Below are 20006 nucleotides of genomic sequence, written 5' to 3' on the forward strand. Positions count from 1 at the left end.
CTGTTACTGTTGCTCCGGGCACATTCCGCCCTGGCACTCGTACCGCACGATCCCGACGCGATCCGTCGGGGACAGGCGCGGCATGGAAGGAACCGTTCAGTGAAGGCGCTGTACAAATCCGGGGCGCACCCCGGCTTCGAGCTCGTGGACCGGCCCGAACCCGATCCGGGGTGGGGCGAGGTCAAGATCCGGGTCATCACCACCGGCATCTGCGGCACGGACCTCCACATCGAGAGCTGGGACCCCTGGGCGCAGGGCATGATCACCGCACCGCTGATCCCTGGCCACGAGTTCTACGGCGAGGTCGTCGCGCTCGGCGAGGGCATCCGCGACGTCCGCATCGGGGACCGCGTCTCCGGCGAGGGCCACATCGTCTGCGGGATCTGCCGCAACTGCCGTGCCGGACGCCGCCAGATGTGCATCCGCACCTCGAGCGTCGGCGTCCAGCGCGACGGCGCCTTCGCCGAGTTCGTCGTCGTGCCCGAGACCAACGTCTGGGTGCACGACGCGACCATCACGCCCGAGCTCGGTGCCGTCTTCGACCCCTTCGGCAACGCCGTCCACACCGCCCTGAGCTTCCCGCTCGTCGGGGAGGACGTGCTGATCACCGGCGCGGGTCCCATCGGGCTGATGGCCGTCGCCGTCGCCCGCCACGCGGGAGCCCGCAAGATCGCCATCACGGACGTCTCCGCGTCGCGGCTCGCCCTCGCCTGCGGCGTCGGCGCTGATGTGGCCATCGACGTCAGCCGCCGGCGCATCGCCGACGCGCAGCGCGAACTGGGCATGAAGGAGGGCTTCGACATCGGGATGGAGATGTCCGGGCATGCCACGGCGCTGCCCGAGATGATCGACAATATGAACCATGGCGGGCGCATCGCCATGCTCGGCCTGCCGGCAGGGCCGATCTCCATCGACTGGGGCAAGGTGGTCACCCATATGCTGACCCTCAAGGGCATCTACGGCCGGGAGATGTTCGAGACCTGGTACGCGATGAGCGCCATGCTGCAGTCCAACGGGACCCTGCGCGACGCCGTCTCGTCCGTGGTCACCGACTGCCTTCCCGCCGGCCAGTGGCAGCAGGGATTCGCGATAGCGCGCAGCGGCGCGAGCGGCAAAGTGGTCCTCGACTGGACCACCCTCTAGGAGGTTTGGAACACCATGTACTCAGCAGTCCGCGACCAGCTCGCCGGGGAACTCGACGAGATCCGCCGTGCCGGACTGTTCAAGCACGAGCGCCGCATCTCCTCACCGCAGTCCAGCCACATCACGGCCGGCGCGCTGGGGGCCGACGACGCCCGGGTGCTGAACTTCTGCGCCAACAACTACCTCGGCCTCGCCGACCACCCGGACATCATCGCGGCGGCCAAGGCGGCCCTCGACGAGCGCGGCTTCGGCATGGCGTCCGTCCGCTTCATCTGCGGCACCCAGGACCTGCACCTCGAGCTCGAACGCCGCGTCTCGCGGTTCCTCGGCACGCAGGACACCATCCTGTTCTCCTCCTGCTTCGACGCGAACGGCGGCGTGTTCGAATCCCTGCTCGGGGCGGAGGACGCCGTCATCTCCGACGCCCTGAACCACGCGTCCATCATCGACGGCATCCGCCTGTCCAAGGCGCAGCGCTTCCGCTACGCCAACCGCGACCTGGCGGACCTCGAGGCGAAGCTGCAGGAGGCATCGGGGGCACGACGGCGACTGATCGTCACCGACGGCGTCTTCTCCATGGACGGCTACCTGGCGCCGCTCGAGGGAATCTGCGATCTCGCCGAACGCTATGACGCGATGGTCATGGTCGACGACTCGCACGCCGTCGGCTTCATGGGTGCCACCGGTGCCGGCACACCCGAGCACGCCGGCATCGCCGACCGCGTCGACATCTTCACGGGCACCTTCGGCAAGGCGCTCGGCGGAGCGTCCGGCGGCTACGTGGCGGCCCGGGCGGAGATCGTCGCCCTCCTGCGGCAGCGTGCCCGCCCCTACCTGTTCTCGAACTCGCTCGCCCCGTCGATCGTCGCCGCGACCCTCACCGCCCTGGACCTGGTGCAGAACAGCGGGGAGCTCCGCGAGACGCTCACCGCCAACGCGGCGCTGTTCCGCCGCCGCATGACGGAGGAGGGCTTCGACCTGCTCGCGGGGGAGCACGCGATCGTCCCGGTCATGTTCGGCGACGCCGTCCTCGCGGCCCGGACCGCTGACGCCATGCTCGCGCGGGGCGTCTTCGTCACGGCCTTCAGCTACCCCGTGGTCCCGAAGGGTGCCGCCCGGATCCGCGTGCAGCTCTCGGCCGCGCACACCGCCGGGGACATCGAGGCCTGCGTCCAGGCCTTCGTCGCCTCCCGCGCGGACGTGACGGCGGGCCCGGCCGACGTCGACGGCGCCCCGGGCGCGCACGTGGGCTGACGGAAAGGTAGGTGCGCGAGCCTAGGATGACGCAATGAGCTCCCTCGAGTGCGACATCCTGATCGTCGGCGGCGGCATCGCAGGCCTGTCCCTGGCTTCCGCACTGGCGCCGTTCTCCAGCGTGGTGCTCGTGGAGTCCGAGCCGACCCTCGGCTACCACACCTCCTCCCGTTCGGCGCGGCAGCTGATCCCCAGCTACGGCCCGGCCCCCGTCCTGGACCTGACCCGGCGCACCCTCGACCTGCTCGACGGCGTCCAGTCCTCCACGGGGCTGCCCCTGACCGTGCCGCGGTCCTTCGTCCTCGTCGGATCGGAGGCCGACATCGAGGCGCACGCCAGCCCTGCGATGCGCCGCCTCACGCACGCCGAGGCACTCGACCTCTGCCCGCAGCTGCGCCCCGAGGCCTTCGCGGCCGCCGCCATCGACACGGACTGCGTGGGGACGGACACGGACCTGCTGCTCGAATACCACCGGCGGAGCGCGAGCGACGACGGCGTCATCATCCTCACCTCCGCGCCCGTCACCGAGGCCCGCTACGACGGCTCCGCGTGGAACGTCCGCGCCGGCTACCGCCCGATCACCGCGGAGATCGTGGTCGACGCGGCGGGAGCCTGGGCCGACGGCGTCGCGGCGCTGTGCGGCGTCGCGCCCCAGGGACTCGTGCCGTTCCGACGGACCGCGGCGATCGTCGCGGCGGACAACGCGCCCCGGGCGGGGTCCCCGATGGTCGCGGCGGCCGACGAGTCCTTCTACTACCGCCCGGACGCCGGCGGCGTCCTCATCTCGCCCGCCGAGTCCGAGCCGGCGGAGGCGGGGGACGCCCAGCCGCACCCGGGCGACGTCGAACGCCTCATCGAGCGGCTCGCAGCTGTGACGACCCTCGGGATCACCAGCGTCCGCCGGTCCTGGACGGGGCTGCGGACCCAGCGGGACACCACCGTGCCGGTGGTGGGATTCGACCCGGGCCACCCCGGGTTCTTCTGGCTCGCGGGACAGGGCGGGTACGGGTTCCAGACGTCGTCGGGCATCGCCGAACTGGCCGCCGTCCTCCTCACCGGCGCCGATCCGGCCGACCTCGGCGCCGATCCGGACCGCGTGCACGCGGCCGCCGCCGCGCTCCGTCCGGCCTGACGGCTGCGCGCGGGGGAGCGCCTCGACGCCCTCAGCGAACGGCAGCGCAATCGGCGCCCTGCCCGCCGGCGGGCAGTCCACGCGGGACTAGGATATTCGCATGAACGTCATCGAAACGCGCCTGCCCGGCATCGGGGTGCGGCGCGAGATCGTCACCGGATCCGGCCGGAGGGTGGGGATCGTCTCGCAGCGCGACGGCGAGCTCGACCTCATCATCTCCAAGGCCAACGACCCCGATGCCTGCGTAGCCTCCATCCCGCTGACCCCCGACGAGGCGGCGACGATCGGCAACCTCCTCGGGTCCCGGCAGCTCGTCGCCCAGCTGACGGAGGAACACCGGGACCTCCCCGGCGTCTCGACGCGCCAGTTCTACATCGACCACGGATCGCCCTTCGACGGCCGCTCCCTCGGTGACACGAGGATGCGCTCGCGCTCCGGCGCGTCACTCGTCGCCGTACTCCGCTCCGGCCAGGTCCAGGCCTCACCCACCCCCGACTTCACGCTCGCCGCCGGCGACCTGCTGGTGGTGGTGGGAACCACGGAGGGCCTGGACGCCGCAGCAGCCATCCTGCGCAACGGCTGATCGCCGCCTATGCACACGACCGCCCTCACCCTGATCGAACTCGGCGCGATTCTCCTGTTCCTCGGGGTCCTCGGGCGGCTTGCGGGCCGGATCGGGCTCTCGCCCATCCCCCTGTACCTCCTCGGCGGCCTGTTCTTCGGGCAGGGTGGCTTCCTCGAGCTCGACGGGGTCATCGAGTTCAGCGAGGTGGCCAGTGAGATCGGCGTCGTCCTGCTCCTGCTGATGCTCGGGCTGGAATACACGGCCAAGGAACTCGTCACGGGGATGCGCCAGTCCTGGCTGGCGGGGATCGTCGACCTCGTCCTGAACTTCACGCCCGGCGCCCTCGTCGCCATCATCCTGGGCTGGGGGCCGGTCGCGGCTCTCGTGATGGGCGGCGTCACGTACATCTCCTCCTCGGGGATCGCCGCGAAGGTCATGAGCGATCTCGGCCGCCTCGGCAACCGGGAGACGCCCACCGTCCTCGCGATCCTCGTGTTCGAGGACCTGGCGATGGCCGTCTACCTACCGGTACTCACCGCGGTGCTGGCCGGGCTCAGCTTCGCCGGCGGACTCGGCACGGTCGGGGTCTCCCTCCTCGTCGTCACCCTCGTGCTCGTCGTCGCGCTGCGCTGGGGGAACGCGGTCTCGGCGGTCGTCGACAGCAAGGACCGCGAGGTCTTCCTCCTGACGCTCATCGGGGCGGCCCTGCTCGTCGCGGGCGTGGCCTCCGCCCTGCAGGTCTCGGCGGCCGTGGGGGCGTTCCTCCTCGGCATCGCGATCTCCGGCGCGACGGCGGAGAACGCCGCCCGCCTCCTCGAACCGCTGCGGGACCTCTTCGCCGCCATCTTCTTCGTGGTCTTCGGGCTCAACACCGACCCGGCGACCATCCCCCCGGTGCTCGGGGTCGCGCTGCTCCTCGCCCTCGTCACGACGGCGACGAAGATCGCCACCGGCTGGTGGGCTGCCCGCCGCCAGGGCATCGGACGCCTGGGGCGGGCCCGTGCCGGCACGGCCCTCGTGGCGCGCGGGGAGTTCTCGATCGTGATCGCGGGGCTTGCGGTGACCTCCGGCGCCGTGATCCCCGAGATCGCCGCCCTCGCAACGACGTACGTGCTGATCATGGCCGTGCTCGGGCCCGTGCTGGCGCGTATCGCCGAACCGGCGACCGAACTCGCCGGACGCCTCCTGAAGCAGGGTCGGCGGACGGTCCCCGCAACCTGATCCGCGCGAGCCGGGGCCCGGTCCGTGCACGGCAGGGCACCTCCGCGCCCGAGCCCTTCGGCCCTACCGCGGCCGGGACGCGGGATGGTCTGCTGACATCGTCTTCCGCCTGTCCACACCTCACGGGGAGAGCACAATGAGGAACCCCGGGCACCTCCCGACGACCGCCCGACGATCCGACCTTCGGGTGGCCTACCTGCTGACCGTTCTCGCCGCCATCACCATGGCGTCCTCGTCAGCGGGCGGAGTCCTCGCCACCGACTGGCTCTACCGCGACAACGACCTCATCACGGCCACGTTCCGGGGGCAGGACATGGTCACCCTCGTGGTCGCCGTCCCGTTGCTGCTCCTCGGGCTGGTCCTGGAGGTGAGGGGGTCCCCGCGTGGCCGGATGCTGTGGCTGGGCATGCTCTTCTACACGATGTACGCCTACCTGTTCTATGCAGTGGCCGCGGCGTTCAACCAGTTCTTCCTGCTGTACGTCGCATCGTTCGGGCTACCCCTGTATGCCCTGCTCCTCTCCGTGACGCGCCTCGATCTTCGCCGGCTCGGTGAGGGGATGGGCGGGACCGCGGCCCGCGCTGTCGCCATCGCCTACACGAGCGCCGTCGCTGCTGGTCCGGGCATCCTGTGGTGCGGGATGTCCCTCAGCTACCTCGCCACCGGTGAGGTCCCCCAGCCGATCCTGGATTCCGGTCACCCGACCGGGGTCGTCTTCGTCATCGATCTCGTCTTCATCGTGCCGCCCATGCTCCTCGCGGCCGTCTGGCTGGCGCGTCGCCGCGCATCCGGCTGGGTGCTGGCCGGTGTCATGAGCGTGGGCGGGACCGTCTACACCCTCACGCTCGCCGCCGCGAGCGTCGAAGTCGCCCGCCAGGGGGTGGGATCCGGAGCCGAGCTGCCCCTCTGGGCAGGACTGACAGTGCTGGGCGCAGCGACCGCTCTGCTGCTGTTCCGCTGCATGCCTCGATCCTGCGCGACACCGGCACGGGAAGGGGAAGACGCCGATGATCGGCAGGGGGACGCCGGGCACGGTCGTCGCCGATCAGCACGACTTGTCGGGAGGGACGCGTGATGCCGCCACGTCGTGACCGATCACGAGGCTACGCCCTCGTCGAGAATCTTCCCGATCGGTTCGCGCTTCTCCGCCTGGAAGGTGTCCTCCTCCCGGCCGTACGCCCAGTAGCCCGAGAGCGAGACCTGCGCGCGGGCGAGGCCCTTCTCCTTGAAGAGGATGTCCCGGAGGGCCTTCATGGCGCCGCGCTCCCCGTGGACGAAGGCGTCGACGTGCCCCTCGGGCCACGGGCCGGCGGCGACGGCGTCGGCGAGCAGCGTCGTCGTTCCCGGTTCCCGGCCGTCCCGCGTCAGCCAGTGCAGTTCGACGCCCGCGGGGGCGCCGAGCGGGAGCATGTCGGCGGCGGTGTCCACCTCGAGATAGGCGTGCCCGACGGCGGTCGGTGGCAGGGCCTCCAGTCCGGCCGCGATCGCGGGCAGCGCGGAGTCGTCCCCGGCGAAGAGGTGCCAGTCGGCATCCGGGTCCGGCGACCACTTGCCGGAGGGGCCCATGAGGACCAGCGGGTCGCCCGGGGAGGCCTGCGCGGCCCACGGGCCGGCGATGCCGGCGTCGCCGTGCACCACGAAGTCGATGGCCAGTCGCTCCGTCGCGGCGTCGAGCCACCGGACGGTGTAGGTGCGCTTCACGGGGCGGTCATGCGCCGGCAGCAAGTGCTTGAGGGCCGCGAGGTCGTAGGGCGGCGTCAGCCCGAGGGAGGGCTTGGCGAACAGCAGTTTGGCGTACTTGTCCGTCGCGTCACAGTCCTTCAGGTCCCTGAAGCCCGGTCCGCCCGCCACGACCCGGACCAGGTGCGGGCTCAGCCACTGCGTCTCGAGCACGGTGAGGACCGCCTGGGGTCGTGGGGGTTTGACGGCGGGGGCGGGGGAGGACATGGAGCGGCACTTCTTTCTCGGGGTGGTCAGTCCACCGTAACAAGCCCTACCGGAGGGACGCCGGGAGTGCCTGAGCCGCCGCGGCGAGCAGGGAGCCGTCGTCCACCAGTACCCGTGCGGCCTCGATCTCCGGGGCCAGGTAGCGGTCGGTGCCCGGGCCCTCGACGTCCTGCCGGAGCCGTGCCCGGACGGCGGCGATCGGAGCGGAACTGCGCGGTCCGCCCGCGGACCCCGCGGACCCACCGGCGAACCCGCCGTCGCGCATGTCCAGCGCCCTCGCGGCCGTCAGGATCTCGATCGCGAGGACGCGCGTGAGGCCGTCGAGGGACCGGCGCAGCTTCAGGCCCGCGGCCCAGCCCATCGACACGTGGTCCTCCTGCATGGCCGAGGAGGGAATGGAGTCCACGGATGCGGGGGCGGCGAGCCGCTTGAGCTCGGACACGATGCCGGCCTGCGTGTACTGGGCGATCATGTGGCCGGAGTCGACCCCGGGATCGTGCGCGAGGAACGCGTTGAGACCGTGGCTGCGGGACGGGTCGAGGAAGCGGTCCGTGCGGCGCTCGCTCATCGAGGCGACGTCCGCGACGGCGATCGCGAGGAAGTCCAGCACGTACCCCACGGGCGCCCCGTGGAAGTTGCCGTTGGACTCGATCCGGCCATCGGGCGTGATCACCGGGTTGTCGATGGACGACCCCAGCTCGATCGCCGCGACGGCCTCGGCGTGCGCGAGCGTGGCACGGGCCGCGCCGTGGACCTGGGGTGCGCAGCGCAGGGAGTAGGCGTCCTGGACGCGCGTGAACCGGTGCCGGCCGGTCGCGGACGTGAACTGGTCGGCGAGCAGCGCGGACCCCGCCAGCAGGGTGCGGATGTTCGCCGCTGACGCCAGCTGGCCCGGGTGCGGTCGCAGTGCGTGGAGGTCCTCGGCGAACACGGCGTCCGTGCCCAGCAGGCCCTCCACGCTCATGGCTGCGGCGAGGTCCGCCGTCGTGAGGAGCCGGCGCAGGTCCGCCGCGGCGAGGACGAGCATCCCGAGCATCCCGTCCGTGCCGTTGATGAGGGCCAGTCCCTCCTTCTCGCGCAGTTCCACCGCGGTGATGCCCGCCGCCGCGAGCGCCGACGACGCCGCCGTCAGGCGCCCGGCGCCGTCGCGCACCTGGCCCTCGCCCATCAGTGCCAGGGCGACGTGGGAGAGCGGCGCGAGATCACCCGAGCAGCCCAGCGAGCCGTACTCGCCGACGACCGGCGTGATGCCGGCATTCAGCAGGGCGGCGTACGTGGAGGCCACGAGCGGGCGCACCCCGGTCCGGCCCGTCGCGAGGGTGGAGAGCCGGCCGAGCATCAGGCCGCGGACCACCTCGCGGTCCACCTCGGCGCCGGAGGAGGCGGCGTGGCTGCGGATGAGGCTGCGCTGCAACCGGGTGCGCTGGTCGAGCGGGATGTGCCGGGTGGCGAGGGCGCCGAAGCCGGTGGAGACGCCGTAGTGCGGCGTGCCGTCGTCGACGAGCGCGTCGACCACCGCCCGGGAGCCGGCCATGGCGGCGAGGGCCTCGGCGGCCAGGTCGACCCGGGCGCCGTCCCGCGTCACCGCGACGACGTCGGCGGGGGAGAGCGGGCCCGGGCCCACGATCACGGTCTGCTGGTCCACGCTGCGCCTCGGTTCCCGCGGCACCTGCCGCTCTTGCCATTGAGTGAAAAGAGAGTTTCAATAAGTGAAATCTACTGCGACCGCGAAAGCAAGGAGGGCCATGGCCGAGTCGTCGACCCGCACCGTCGAACGGGCCCTCGTGCTGCTCGGTGCGGTCTGCGGTGCCGGATCGCTCACGCTCGCGGACGCGGCCCGGGAGGCCGACCTGTCGGCGTCGACGGCGCTGCGGCTCCTGCGCACCCTCGAGGGCACGGGGTTCGTCCGCCGCGACGTCACCGGCGCCTACCGGCCCGGCCTCCGCGTGGTGCAGCTCGGCGCCCAGGCCCTCGGCCACGAATCCCTCGTCTCCCTCGCCGAGCCGGCCCTCGACCGCCTCGTGGAACTTACCGGCGAGTCGGCCTACCTCAGCGTCCCCTCGCACGACGGTGAGGGCGTCTACCTCGCCATGCGTGAGGGCACCCACTCCGTACGCCATGCCAGCTGGGTGGGGCGCAGCATCCCGCTCGCCCACACCGCGGTCGGCGCGGTCCTCACGGGCGGGCCCCCGGACGGCGGGTTCGTCGTCGTGCGCGACGGCGTCGAGGCGGACGTCACGGCCATCGCCGCGCCGGTCTCGCCCGGCGGCCGCACGGTCGCGGCGCTCAGCGTCGTCGTCCCCAGCTACCGCATCACCGAGGCGGAGGCCCACCGCCTCGGCTCGCTCGTGGCACGGGAGGCCGCGGCCCTCCTGGCGGAGCCCGGCGCGGGCGCCGTCCCCACGCCCGACGACCTGACAGGAGAACCGGCATGACCACTCCTCCCTCCGCGACACACGATCCCTCCCGGTCCATCCGGGCCCCGCGCGGCCCGCACCTGACCGCGAAGAGCTGGCAGACCGAGGCACCGCTGCGGATGCTCATGAACAACCTCGACCCCGAGGTCGCCGAACGGCCCGAGGACCTGGTGGTGTACGGCGGGACGGGCCGCGCGGCCCGCAGCTGGGACGCCTACGACGCCATCGTCCGCACCCTCACCACGCTTGAGGACGACGAGACGCTGCTCGTGCAGTCCGGCAAGCCCGTCGGCGTCTTCCGCACCCACGCGTGGGCACCGCGCGTGCTGCTCGCGAACTCGAACCTCGTGGGGGACTGGGCCACCTGGCCCGAGTTCCGGCGCCTCGAGGCGGAGGGCCTGATGATGTACGGGCAGATGACCGCCGGGTCCTGGATCTACATCGGCACGCAGGGCATCCTCCAGGGCACCTTCGAGACGTTCGCCGCCATCGCGCGGAAGCGCTTCGAGGGCAGCCTGGCCGGCACGCTCACCCTGACCGGCGGCTGCGGCGGCATGGGCGGCGCCCAGCCCCTCGCCGTCACGCTCAACGGCGGGGCCGTCCTCGTCGTCGACGTCAGCGAGGCGCGCCTACGCCGCCGCGTCGCCAAACGCTACCTGGACACCGTCGCGGACACGCTCGACGACGCCGTGGAGCAGGTCCTCGCCGCGAAGCGCGAGCGGCGGGCCCTGTCCGTCGGCGTGGTCGGCAACGCGGCCACCGTGTTCCCGGAACTGCTCCGGCGGGGGCTCGACGTCGACATCGTCACCGACCAGACCTCGGCCCACGACCCGCTCAGCTACCTGCCCGAGGGGATCGCGGTCGACGAATGGGAGCGTGAGGCCACGGCGGACCCCGACGGCTTCACGAAGAAGGCACAGGCGTCGATGGCCCTCCACGTCGAGGCGATGGTCGGCTTCCTCGACGCCGGCGCAGAGGTCTTCGACTACGGCAACTCGATCCGCGACGAGGCCCGGAAGGGCGGGTACGGCCGGGCGTTCGACATCCCCGGGTTCGTCCCCGCCTACATCCGGCCCCTGTTCTGCGAGGGGCTCGGCCCGTTCCGCTGGGTGGCCCTCTCCGGGGACCCGGCGGACATCGCCGTCACCGACGCCGCCCTCAAGGAACTCTTCCCGGACAACGGGCACCTGCACCGCTGGCTCGACGCCGCGGCCGAGCACGTGGAGTTCGAGGGCCTGCCGGCGCGGATCTGCTGGCTCGGCTACGGGGACCGCGCGAAGGCCGGACTGCTGTTCAACCGGCTCGTCGCCGAAGGGAAGGTGTCCGCCCCGATCGTCATCGGCCGCGACCACCTGGACTCCGGGTCGGTCGCCTCGCCCTACCGGGAGACCGAGGCCATGGCGGACGGCTCCGACGCCGTCGCCGACTGGCCGCTGCTGAACGCCCTGCTGAACACCGCCTCCGGGGCCACCTGGGTGTCCATCCACCACGGGGGTGGCGTGGGGATCGGCCGGTCCATCCACGCCGGGCAGGTCTCCGTCGCCGACGGCACGCACCTCGCGGCCCAGAAGCTCGAGCGGCTCCTCACCAATGATCCCGGGACGGGCGTGATCCGCCACGTCGACGCGGGGTACGGGCGCGCCCGCGAGGTCGCGACGGAGCGCGGGGTCCGCATCCCCATGCAATCCTGAAGACTCCCGACCGGAAGGTATCCCCGTGCAGACCGTCTCCTCAGTCCTCGACTCCATTCACGACGTCGGCCGCGACACCACCCGCGGGGGCTATTCGCGGGGCGTCTTCACGCCCGCCGAATCCTCGCTGCGCGAATGGTTCATCGGGGAGGCCGAGGCCCGCGGGCTGGCCGTGGAGACGGACCGCAACGGGATCCTCTGGGCGTGGTGGGACGCCACGGACAGCCGCGACGGTGCCCTCGTCACCGGCAGCCACCTCGATTCCGTGCCCGGCGGCGGCGCCTTCGACGGCCCGCTCGGCGTCGCGTCCGCCCTCGTGGCCGTCGACCTGCTGCGCGGGCGCGGCGTCCGGCCGCAGCGCTCGCTCGCGATCGCCGTGTTCCCCGAGGAGGAGGGCTCCCGGTTCGGGGTCTCCTGCCTGGGGTCCCGCCTGCTCACCGGCACGCTCGACCCCGACGCCGTCCGTTCCCTCACGGACACCGACGGCACCACGTTCGCCGAGGCCTCCCGGGCCGCCGGCCTCGACCCCTCGCACCTGGGCCGCGACGAGGAGGCGATCGCCCGCATCGGCGACTTCGTGGAACTCCATGTCGAACAGGGGCGCGGACTGATCGACCTGGACTCGGCCGTGGCCATCGGCTCCACCATGCTCGGCCACGGGCGCTGGCGCCTGTCGATCACCGGCCAGGGCAACCACGCCGGAACCACGCTCATGGCCGACCGCGCCGACCCCATGGTGGCCGCCGCCCAGGTGGTCCTCGCCGTCCGGAAGGCCGCCGCCGAGCAGGACGGCGCCCGCGCGACCGTCGGCCGGCTGCAGCCCGTGCCGGGCGGGACCAACGTCATCGCCTCCCGCGTGGACCTCTGGCTGGACGTCCGCCACGAGGAGGACGCCCTCACGGCCGCCCTCATCGAGCGGATCCACGGACAGGCCCAGAAGATCTGCGCGTTCGAGGGCTGCCGCGCCACCCTGACCGAGGAGTCACGCAGCGGCACCGTCCACTTCGACGGCGCCCTCCAGCGCACCCTCGGCAACGCACTCGGCCGGTCCTTCCCCGGCGCACCGACCCTGCCCACCGGCGCGGGGCACGACGCCGGCATCCTCGGCGCCGTCGCTCCCACCGCCATGCTGTTCGTGCGCAACCCCACCGGCGTCAGCCACTCGCCCGAGGAGTTCGTGGAGCGCGACGACGCCGACGCCGGGGCCACCGCTCTCGCGGACGTCCTCGACGACCTCCTGTGACAAACCCCCGCGCCGTGTGGTGCGAGCACGCGTGGCTGGAGGCCGACGGCATGGCGGACGGGGTCCGCGTCGAGGTGGACGACGCCGGGCTGGTCGCCTCCGTGCTGCCGGGGGTCCCGGCCCGGGAGGGCGACGTCGTCCTGCGCGGCGTGGTGTTCCCCGCCGCCGCCAATGCGCACTCGCATGCGTTCCACCGTGCCCTGCGCGGGCGCACCCATGCGGGCGGCGGGACGTTCTGGACATGGCGGGAGACGATGTACCGCGCGGCGGACGCGCTGACGCCCGCGCTGTACGAGGAACTCGCCACCGCGGCGTACGCCGAGATGGTGGTGGCGGGGTGGACGAGCGTCGTCGAATTCCACTACGTGCACCACCGGCAGGACGGCACGCCGTACGGGCAGCATGCCGAGGACAGCCAGGAGGAAGGCCCGCACGCCATGGAGCTGGCCCTCGCGCGGGCGGCCGTCCGCGCGGGGATCCGGCTGACACTGCTGGACACGTGCTACCTCGCCGGCGGGTTCGGGACACCGCTCGGGGCGGCCCGGCGCCGTTTCTCCGACGGGACCGCGGAGCGGTGGCTCGCACGGCTCGCCGCGCTGCGCACTGCGGTCTCCTCGCAGTACCCCGCGCACCAGGTGGCGGTCGGGGCGGCTGTCCACTCCGTCCGCGCGGTGCCGGAACAGGACCTCGCCGTGATCGCGCAGCACCTCCCGCCCGGGCTGCCCCTGCACGTGCACCTCTCCGAGCAGCCCGCCGAGAACGAGGAGTGCCTCCGCGCCACCGGCTGCACCCCGACGGCGCTGCTCGACCGGCACGGGCTCGTGACCGGGCGGCTGTCCGCCGTCCACGCCACCCACGTGACGGAGCGCGACATCGCGCTCCTCGGGGACGCCGGGGCGAGCGTCGTCCTCTGCCCCACCACGGAGGCGGACCTCGCGGACGGACTCGGTCCGGCCGGGGAGCTCCTCGACGCCGGGGTGTCGCTCGCCCTCGGCACCGACCAGCACGCCGTCGTCGATCCCTGGCTCGAGATGCGGGCCCTCGAGCACGGGGAGCGACTGCGCACCGGACGGAGGGGTCATTTCGATCCGGAGCGGCTGCACGGCATCGCGTCCCTCGGCGGGGCGCGCTCGGCGGGTCGCCCGGGGGCGGGCTTCAGCCCGGGCTTGGCGGCCGATTACATGGCCGTAGACCCGCACACGGCGCGCACCGCCGGATCCTCCTGGGAGCAGCTCGCGTACACGGCGACGGCGCAGGACGTCACGGGCGTCGTCGTCGGGGGAGTCCTGACGGCGCGGGACGGCCTCCACACGACACTCGGCGACCCCGGCCCCCTGCTGGCCGCGGCGATCAGCCGCCTCGACGCCGCCGCGAACGCCCGCAACGATCCCGCGAGCCCGGCGACCCGGTCCACGCAGCCCTGGGAGCGGCACTGATGTCCGTCCTCGTCACCAACATCGGTGAGCTTCTGACGCAGGACGCCGACGGCGCCGTGCTGCGGGACGCCGCCGTCATCCTCGAGGGGGAGCGGATCAGCTGGATCGGACCGGCCGGCCGGGCTCCCGCGGCGGACGAGGCGTACGACGCCGGTGGCCGTGCGGCGCTGCCCGGCTGGGTGGACAGCCACACGCACCTCGTGTTCGCCGGGGACCGGACGGCCGAGTTCGAGGCCCGGATGGCGGGGGAGGCCTACGCCGCCGGCGGCATCGCGGTCACCGTGGAGGCCACGCGCGCGGCCGGGGACTACGACCTCACGCGCCTCCTGCTGTCCCGCGTCGCCGAGGCCGCCGCGGGAGGGACCACCTACCTCGAGACGAAGACGGGGTACGGGCTCGACGTCGCGCAGGAGGCACGCGGCGCGCGGATCGCGGCGGGCGTGGTGGACGAGGTCACCTTCCTCGGCGCGCACCTCGTCCCGGCGGGAGTGGACGCCGAGGACTACACGGACCTCGTGTGCGGGCCGATGCTCGACGCCGTCCGCCCGTACGTGCGCTGGGCCGACGTCTTCTGCGAGACCGGCGCCTTCACCCCCGACCAGTCCCGCCGCGTCCTCGAAGCCTGCGCCGCGGCCGGTCTCGGCCTGCGCGTGCACGGCAACCAGCTCGGCCCGGGCGCCGGCGTCGCGCTCGCCGCCGAGTTCGGCGCCGCCAGCGTCGACCATGTGAACCACCTCTTGGACGCGGACGTCGAGGCGCTCGCCGGAACGTGGACGGCATCCGGCGCGGACGACGTGCCGGGGACCGTCGCGACGTGCCTGCCCGCCTGCGACCTCTCGACGCGCCAGCCGTTCCCTCCGGCGCGGCGCCTGCTCGACGCCGGCGCCCGGATCGCCCTGGCGAGCAACTGCAATCCCGGCACCTCCTACACGAGTTCCATGGCCTTCTGCGTCGCCACCGCCGTCCTGCAGATGGGACTGACCGTCCACGAGGCAGTCCGTGCCGCGACCTACGGCGGCGCCCTGGCGTTGCGGCGCCACACGGGGGACGACGCCGACGGCCGCCGCGCCGTCGGGTCCCTCGCCGTCGGGCACCGCGCGGACCTGCAGCTGCTCAACGCGCCGTCGGTCACCCACCTGGCGTACCGGCCCGGGATGCCGCTCGTCCACGCCGTCTGGCGGGCGGGCACGCGCGTCCGGTGAGCCGGGTGGGAGCCGCCCGGCATCCGCTGGCAGGATAGCGTCATGACTGCCGGCTCCTCGTCCTCCACCGCCCCGCCCGCGGACGGCCCCGCGGGTCCGGCCTCGCCGCGTCGGATCACCGCCGAACTGCTCATCGTCTTCGGACTCTCGCTCGGGCAGTCGGGCGTGTACGCCGTCGTGAGCCTGACGGACAAACTGACGCGTGGACCCCTCGCCGGCCAGACCACCACCCTGAACCCGGTGCTGAACGAGCGTGAGTACTTCGACCTCGCCTACCAGCTCCTGGACATCTTCTTCGCCCTGATGCCCGTGGCGCTCGTCCTGTTCCTGCTCAGCGGTCCCGGGATCTCGGCCGTCCGGCGCCTGGGCCTCACCTTCGAGCAGCCGCTGCGCACCATCGGCGCCGGGGTGGGCCTCGCGGCGATCATCGCCGTCGGCACGCTCGGGGTGTATGCGGGGGGCCGCGCCCTCGGGATCACGACCGCGCTCGTGCCGGCCGCGCTCGACGACTACTGGTGGACCATCCCGGTCCTGGTCCTCTCCGCGCTCCGGCATGCGGTGCTCGAGGAGGTCATCGTCGTCGGCTACCTGTTCATCCGCCTGCGGCAGCTCGGCTGGTCCACGCCCGCGATCATCATCACGAGTGCCCTCATCCGGGGCAGCTACCACCTCTACCAGGGGTTCGGCCCGTTCATCGGGAACGTCCTGATGGGGCTGCTGTTCGCCTGGTTCTACACCCGGACGCGGCGGGTGCTGCCGCTCGTGATCGCGCACGCGCTGATCGACATCACGGGATTCGTCGGCTACGCGCTGCTGGGGCCGGCCCTCGGGATCGGGGCGTGAGATGCCCCGGCCGGGCGGCGCCCGGCTGATTTACGCACCCGAATCATGACTCAAAGAACCGGGGGGCCCGGTGCTACCGTGTGCTCACCCAGCACCATCGGGGCTCCGCGACCGGTGCCCCGTCGGACCAGCCAGGAGGAATCATGAGCGTCGTCACCAACGTCTCCGAGTGCACTGTCCACAACTGCTCGTTCAACCACGACGGCTGCACGGCCGTCGCGATCACGGTGTCCGGCGTGGAGGAACACGCCACGTGCGCCACCTTCATCGACACGTCCGTCAGCGGCGGTCTGCCGAAAGTGATCGCGCACGTCGGTGCGTGCCAGCGCTCCGAATGCAGCTTCAACCACGACCTGCTGTGCAGCGCGCCGGCCGTGAAGGTGGGCCCGGGCGCGGACGCCGCCGACTGCCTCACCTACACGCACCCCTGAGGGTGCGGGGACGACCGGTCAGATCTCGACGCGCCCGCTGTCGGTCTCGAACGTCACCGACATGACGCCGGGCGTGCCGTTGGGGGCGATCCACTCGACCTGCACGTCGTCGAGCGTCTGCTCGACATCCGTGCCGAGCCAGTCGGTCACGCGCTCCGACGAGCCGGCAATGGTGAGGCAGTCCAGCTTCACCGAGGCGGGGCGGGCCTTCGAGGGGTGGAGTTCCTCCGTGCCGTCGTCCCAGCGCAGCAGATAGGGGACCTGGGGGTCCGCGATGAGCCCCTTGATGCCGATCTGCTGCCAGGTGAGCTCCTGGCCGTCCGGGAACTTCCGGTTGCCGGGCACGGAACTGCGGCCGAGGCGCTCCTCGAACGGCGCCAGATCGTCGACGGCGACGCACCAGCCCATCCAGCCACCGCCGGCTTCGGAGCGGGCGCGGACGGCCTGGCCGAACGGGGCCTTGTCCGACGCCGGGTGGTTCAGCACCTCGACGACCTCCAGGTACTGGCCGTTGACCAGGGGAAAAATCATGTTGCGCGTACCGAAGCGGGGGTGTACACCACCCTTCACCGGCTCCACGCCGAGCTTGGCCGAGATCCGCTCGGCCGTCGCGGCAAGTCCATCGGGTTCGCAGGCATAAGATACATGGTCCAGGCGCATGCGGCTATCTTGGCACTAAGTGATCTGGGTCTCGACTAAGGCAAGCCTTACTCCGCGACGCGTGTCTCGCAGCCGGATCGGGAGCGCGTCTGCGGGCTGCTTCACGGAGGGTCACACGGTTGCCGGATCCCCCCGGATCGGCTTTCATGAAGGCAGGTCATGAGTGCCAGCACACAGCCCCGGCTTGCTGGCCGGCAACCCTCCAACCGCGGTGGGGTGCCCCGGGTGAGGACCAGGTCCGGCGTCCCATCGGCGCCGTTCAAGCGCGGGCTCCTGCGGGGTCCGGTCTCCCCGAACGGCGGCGCCGGCGGGAGCCGGACAGGCGGAGCCCCTGATCAGAGGGAGCACCATGTCCAACGATTGGTCCTTTGAAACACGCCAGATCCACGCCGGCCAGGTGCCGGACCCGGCCACGGGGGCGCGAGCGCTCCCCATCTACCAGACGTCGTCGTTCGTCTTCCCCAGCGCGGAGAGCGCCGCGAACCGGTTCTCCCTGGCGGAACTCGCGCCCATCTACACGCGGATCGGCAACCCGACCCAGGAGGTCGTCGAGACCCGCATCGCGAGCCTCGAAGGCGGCGTCGGCGCCCTGCTGCTGGCCTCCGGCCAGGCCGCGAGCACCTTCGCGGTACTGAACGTCGCTGAGGCGGGCGACCACATCGTGGCCAGCCCCAGCCTCTACGGCGGCACCTACAACCTCTTCCGGCACACGCTGAAGAAGTACGGGATCGAGACCACGTTCGTCGAGGACCCCGACGATCTCGACCAGTGGCGCGCGGCACTCCGACCGAACACCAAGCTCTTCTTCGGCGAGGTGGTCTCCAATCCGCGGCAGGACGTCCTCGACATCGAGGGCGTCAGCGCCGTCGCCCACGAGCACGGCATCCCCCTGATCGTCGACAACACACTGGCCACGCCCTACCTGATCCGGCCCATCGAATGGGGTGCGGACATCGTGGTCCACTCGGCCACCAAGTACCTCGGCGGGCACGGCAACGCCATCGCCGGGGTCATCGTGGACTCCGGCGCCTTCGACTTCGCGCAGCACCCCGACCGGTTCCCGGGCTTCAACACGCCGGACGAGAGCTACCAGGGCCTCGTGTACGCCCGCGACCTCGGGGTGGGCAGCGCGCTCGGCGCCAACCTCGCGTACATCCTCAAGGCCCGCGTGCAGCTGCTCCGCGACCTCGGCTCGGCCGTCTCCCCGTTCAACGCCTTCCTCATCGCCCAGGGACTGGAGACCCTGAGCCTGCGCATGGAACGCCACGTGCAGAACGCGCAGGCCGTCGCCGAATGGCTGGAAGGGCACGACGACGTCGAACGCGTCACCTATGCCGGGCTCTCCTCGAGTCCCTGGTACGACCGCGGGCGGAAGTACGGGCCGAACGGCACGGGAGCGATCGTGAGCTTCGACATCGTCGGGGGACTCGATGCCGGAAAGCGCTTCGTCGACGGGCTCGAGCTGCACTCGCACGTCGCGAACGTGGGCGACGTCCGTTCGCTCGTCATCCACCCCGCGTCGACGACGCACAGCCAGCTCGGGGCGGAGGCGCAGCTCACCGCCGGCGTGCGGCCCGGCCTGGTCCGGCTGTCCGTCGGCCTCGAGCACATCGCCGACATCCTGGCCGACCTGGATGCAGGCTTCCGCGCCGCCAAGGGGGCCTGAGGGTTCGTGACCACGTACCCTCCTGCCCCGCTGCCCGCCCGGACGCACGGAGCGCCCCCGGACGGAGATGGGCTGCTCCGTATCGCGTCCATCGGCCCGCTGGCCCTCGAGACCGGGGGGACGCTGCCCGACGTCCAGCTGGCGTTCGAGACCTGGGGCCGGCCGAACCGGGACGGCTCCAACGCCGTCCTCGTGCAGCATGCCCTGACCGGCAGCTCCCACGTGGCCCGGGGCGCCTCGGAGGAGGAGGGCTGGTGGGACTCCCTCGTGGGTCCCGGCCGTACGGTGGACACCGACCGCTACTTCGTGGTGTCCGTCAACATGCTGGGCGGCTGTTACGGCTCGACGGGACCGGCCAGCCTCGCGCCCGACGGCGCGCCGTGGGGTGCACGGTTCCCCTTCGTCACCATCCGCGACGCCGTCCGCGCGGAGAGCCTGCTCGCCGACCAGCTCGGCATCGGGCGCTGGCACTCCGTGCTCGGGGGGTCGATGGGCGGCGCCCGGGCCCTCGAATGGGCACTGATGTTCCCGGACCGCGTGGAGCGGTGCGCCGTCATCGCCTGCACTGCCGCCAGTTCGGCCGAACAGATAGCGTTCGCCCAGGCACAGCTGCAGGCCATCCGGCTCGACCCCGCCTACCGCGGCGGCGACTACTACGACGGCCCCCCTCCGGAAGCGGGCCTCGGCCTGGCGCGGCGCATCGCGCACATCACCTACCGCGCGGAACAGGAACTGGAAGCACGCTTCGGTCGAGCGGAGCAGGACGCCGAGCGGCCCGTCGGGTCCGCCCTGCCCGCCGACCGCGGGCGCTACCGGGTGGAGAGCTACCTGGACCACCAGGCCGACAAGCTCGTGGACCGCTTCGACGCGAACAGCTACGTGATCCTCACCGAGGCGCTCATGAGCCACGACGCCGCACGCGACCGCGGGAGCCTGGAGGACGTCCTGGGGGCGGCGACGTCCGAGTTCTTCATCGCCGCCGTGGACACCGACCGGCTGTACTTCCCCTGGCAGTCCCACCGGCTCGCGGCCGGCCTGCCCGGCGACGTCCCCGTCCACCTGATCTCCTCCCCGATAGGACACGACGCCTTCCTCACCCAGATCCACCAGCTCGACGACCAGCTCCGATCGTCCTTCTACAGCCGGTAGCCGATT

At 72.2% G+C, this 20006-nt stretch carries 18 protein-coding genes and 1 riboswitch; of the genes, 15 read left to right on the forward strand and 3 right to left on the reverse strand.

The features are described from left to right. Window positions 1-99 precede the first annotated feature (99 nt). From tdh to ACX80F_RS04865, 6 genes are all read left to right on the forward strand, one after another. Entirely contained in the window at window positions 100-1143 is a 1044-nt protein-coding gene (gene tdh, locus ACX80F_RS04840; RefSeq protein WP_459335241.1) for an L-threonine 3-dehydrogenase, read from the forward strand. A gap of 15 nt (window positions 1144-1158) precedes the next feature. Continuing rightward, a complete protein-coding gene (locus ACX80F_RS04845; RefSeq protein WP_459335242.1) occupies window positions 1159-2397 on the forward strand; it encodes a glycine C-acetyltransferase in 1239 nt (412 codons plus the stop codon). Window positions 2398-2431: 34 nt separating this feature from the next. Further along, on the forward strand, window positions 2432-3529 hold the full coding sequence (locus ACX80F_RS04850) for an NAD(P)/FAD-dependent oxidoreductase (protein WP_459335243.1): 1098 nt from the start codon (window positions 2432-2434) through the stop codon (window positions 3527-3529). Between the two features lie 100 nt (window positions 3530-3629). Next, window positions 3630-4112, forward strand: coding sequence for a cation:proton antiporter regulatory subunit (locus tag ACX80F_RS04855; RefSeq protein ID WP_459335244.1), 483 nt, complete (start codon window positions 3630-3632; stop codon window positions 4110-4112). Window positions 4113-4121: 9 nt separating this feature from the next. Continuing rightward, window positions 4122-5315, forward strand: a complete 1194-nt coding sequence (locus ACX80F_RS04860; protein ID WP_459335245.1) for a cation:proton antiporter — start codon at window positions 4122-4124, stop codon at window positions 5313-5315. Window positions 5316-5451: 136 nt separating this feature from the next. Beyond that, window positions 5452-6390, forward strand: coding sequence for a hypothetical protein (locus ACX80F_RS04865; RefSeq protein ID WP_459335246.1), 939 nt, complete (start codon window positions 5452-5454; stop codon window positions 6388-6390). Between the two features lie 20 nt (window positions 6391-6410). Here the strand turns inward: ACX80F_RS04865 and ACX80F_RS04870 are convergent, their stop codons facing one another. Together ACX80F_RS04870 and hutH are read right to left on the reverse strand one after the other, a co-directional pair. Beyond that, window positions 6411-7262: a siderophore-interacting protein gene (locus ACX80F_RS04870; protein ID WP_459335247.1), complete on the reverse strand. Its 852-nt coding sequence runs from the start codon at window positions 7260-7262 to the stop codon at window positions 6411-6413. Between the two features lie 46 nt (window positions 7263-7308). Further along, complete coding sequence (gene hutH / locus ACX80F_RS04875) at window positions 7309-8907, reverse strand: histidine ammonia-lyase (protein WP_459335248.1); 1599 nt, start codon at window positions 8905-8907, stop codon at window positions 7309-7311. A gap of 100 nt (window positions 8908-9007) precedes the next feature. Between hutH and ACX80F_RS04880 the strand changes: the two genes are divergently transcribed. From ACX80F_RS04880 to ACX80F_RS04910, 7 genes are all read left to right on the forward strand, one after another. Further along, entirely contained in the window at window positions 9008-9697 is a 690-nt protein-coding gene (locus tag ACX80F_RS04880) for an IclR family transcriptional regulator (protein WP_459335249.1), read from the forward strand. Next, window positions 9694-11370: a urocanate hydratase gene (hutU, locus tag ACX80F_RS04885; protein WP_459335250.1), complete on the forward strand. Its 1677-nt coding sequence runs from the start codon at window positions 9694-9696 to the stop codon at window positions 11368-11370. Before ACX80F_RS04880 ends, hutU begins: the two co-directional genes overlap by 4 nt. A gap of 25 nt (window positions 11371-11395) precedes the next feature. After that, complete coding sequence (locus tag ACX80F_RS04890; protein WP_459335251.1) at window positions 11396-12613, forward strand: allantoate amidohydrolase; 1218 nt, start codon at window positions 11396-11398, stop codon at window positions 12611-12613. Continuing rightward, on the forward strand, window positions 12610-14049 hold the full coding sequence (locus ACX80F_RS04895; protein WP_459335252.1) for a formimidoylglutamate deiminase: 1440 nt from the start codon (window positions 12610-12612) through the stop codon (window positions 14047-14049). Before ACX80F_RS04890 ends, ACX80F_RS04895 begins: the two co-directional genes overlap by 4 nt. Then, the gene (hutI, locus tag ACX80F_RS04900; RefSeq protein WP_459335253.1) at window positions 14049-15251 is read left to right on the forward strand and encodes an imidazolonepropionase; all 1203 of its coding nucleotides are present in this window, start codon (window positions 14049-14051) and stop codon (window positions 15249-15251) included. Before ACX80F_RS04895 ends, hutI begins: the two co-directional genes overlap by 1 nt. Before the next feature lie 42 nt (window positions 15252-15293). Next, complete coding sequence (locus ACX80F_RS04905) at window positions 15294-16094, forward strand: CPBP family intramembrane glutamic endopeptidase (RefSeq protein WP_459335254.1); 801 nt, start codon at window positions 15294-15296, stop codon at window positions 16092-16094. 143 nt (window positions 16095-16237) lie between these two features. Further along, entirely contained in the window at window positions 16238-16525 is a 288-nt protein-coding gene (locus ACX80F_RS04910) for a DUF1540 domain-containing protein (RefSeq protein ID WP_459335255.1), read from the forward strand. 18 nt (window positions 16526-16543) lie between these two features. Here ACX80F_RS04910 and ACX80F_RS04915 read toward each other — a convergent pair whose 3' ends face one another. Next, window positions 16544-17185, reverse strand: a complete 642-nt coding sequence (locus ACX80F_RS04915) for a VOC family protein (protein ID WP_459335256.1) — start codon at window positions 17183-17185, stop codon at window positions 16544-16546. 155 nt (window positions 17186-17340) lie between these two features. Beyond that, window positions 17341-17457, forward strand: a riboswitch (SAM riboswitch). A 77-nt stretch (window positions 17458-17534) separates the two neighbouring features. On the opposite strand from ACX80F_RS04915, the gene ACX80F_RS04920 reads away from it, so the two are divergent. Further along, window positions 17535-18851, forward strand: a complete 1317-nt coding sequence (locus ACX80F_RS04920; protein ID WP_459335257.1) for a bifunctional o-acetylhomoserine/o-acetylserine sulfhydrylase — start codon at window positions 17535-17537, stop codon at window positions 18849-18851. Window positions 18852-18881: 30 nt separating this feature from the next. Further along, entirely contained in the window at window positions 18882-20000 is a 1119-nt protein-coding gene (gene metX, locus ACX80F_RS04925; protein WP_459335375.1) for a homoserine O-acetyltransferase MetX, read from the forward strand. The last annotated feature ends 6 nt before the right edge of the window (window positions 20001-20006 follow it).

This window comes from Arthrobacter sp. TMS2-4, from assembly GCF_054511075.1.

Coding starts and splice junctions, on each gene's coding strand:
- ACX80F_RS04845 (WP_459335242.1), top strand. CDS start 1,159: ATGTACTCAGCAGTCCGCGACCAGCTCGCCGGGGAACTCGACGAGATC.
- ACX80F_RS04850 (WP_459335243.1), top strand. CDS start 2,432: ATGAGCTCCCTCGAGTGCGACATCCTGATCGTCGGCGGCGGCATCGCA.
- ACX80F_RS04855 (WP_459335244.1), top strand. CDS start 3,630: ATGAACGTCATCGAAACGCGCCTGCCCGGCATCGGGGTGCGGCGCGAG.
- ACX80F_RS04860 (WP_459335245.1), top strand. CDS start 4,122: ATGCACACGACCGCCCTCACCCTGATCGAACTCGGCGCGATTCTCCTG.
- ACX80F_RS04865 (WP_459335246.1), top strand. CDS start 5,452: ATGAGGAACCCCGGGCACCTCCCGACGACCGCCCGACGATCCGACCTT.
- ACX80F_RS04870 (WP_459335247.1), bottom strand. CDS start 7,262: ATGTCCTCCCCCGCCCCCGCCGTCAAACCCCCACGACCCCAGGCGGTC.
- ACX80F_RS04880 (WP_459335249.1), top strand. CDS start 9,008: ATGGCCGAGTCGTCGACCCGCACCGTCGAACGGGCCCTCGTGCTGCTC.
- hutU (WP_459335250.1), top strand. CDS start 9,694: ATGACCACTCCTCCCTCCGCGACACACGATCCCTCCCGGTCCATCCGG.
- hutI (WP_459335253.1), top strand. CDS start 14,049: ATGTCCGTCCTCGTCACCAACATCGGTGAGCTTCTGACGCAGGACGCC.
- ACX80F_RS04905 (WP_459335254.1), top strand. CDS start 15,294: ATGACTGCCGGCTCCTCGTCCTCCACCGCCCCGCCCGCGGACGGCCCC.
- ACX80F_RS04910 (WP_459335255.1), top strand. CDS start 16,238: ATGAGCGTCGTCACCAACGTCTCCGAGTGCACTGTCCACAACTGCTCG.
- ACX80F_RS04915 (WP_459335256.1), bottom strand. CDS start 17,185: ATGCGCCTGGACCATGTATCTTATGCCTGCGAACCCGATGGACTTGCC.
- ACX80F_RS04920 (WP_459335257.1), top strand. CDS start 17,535: ATGTCCAACGATTGGTCCTTTGAAACACGCCAGATCCACGCCGGCCAG.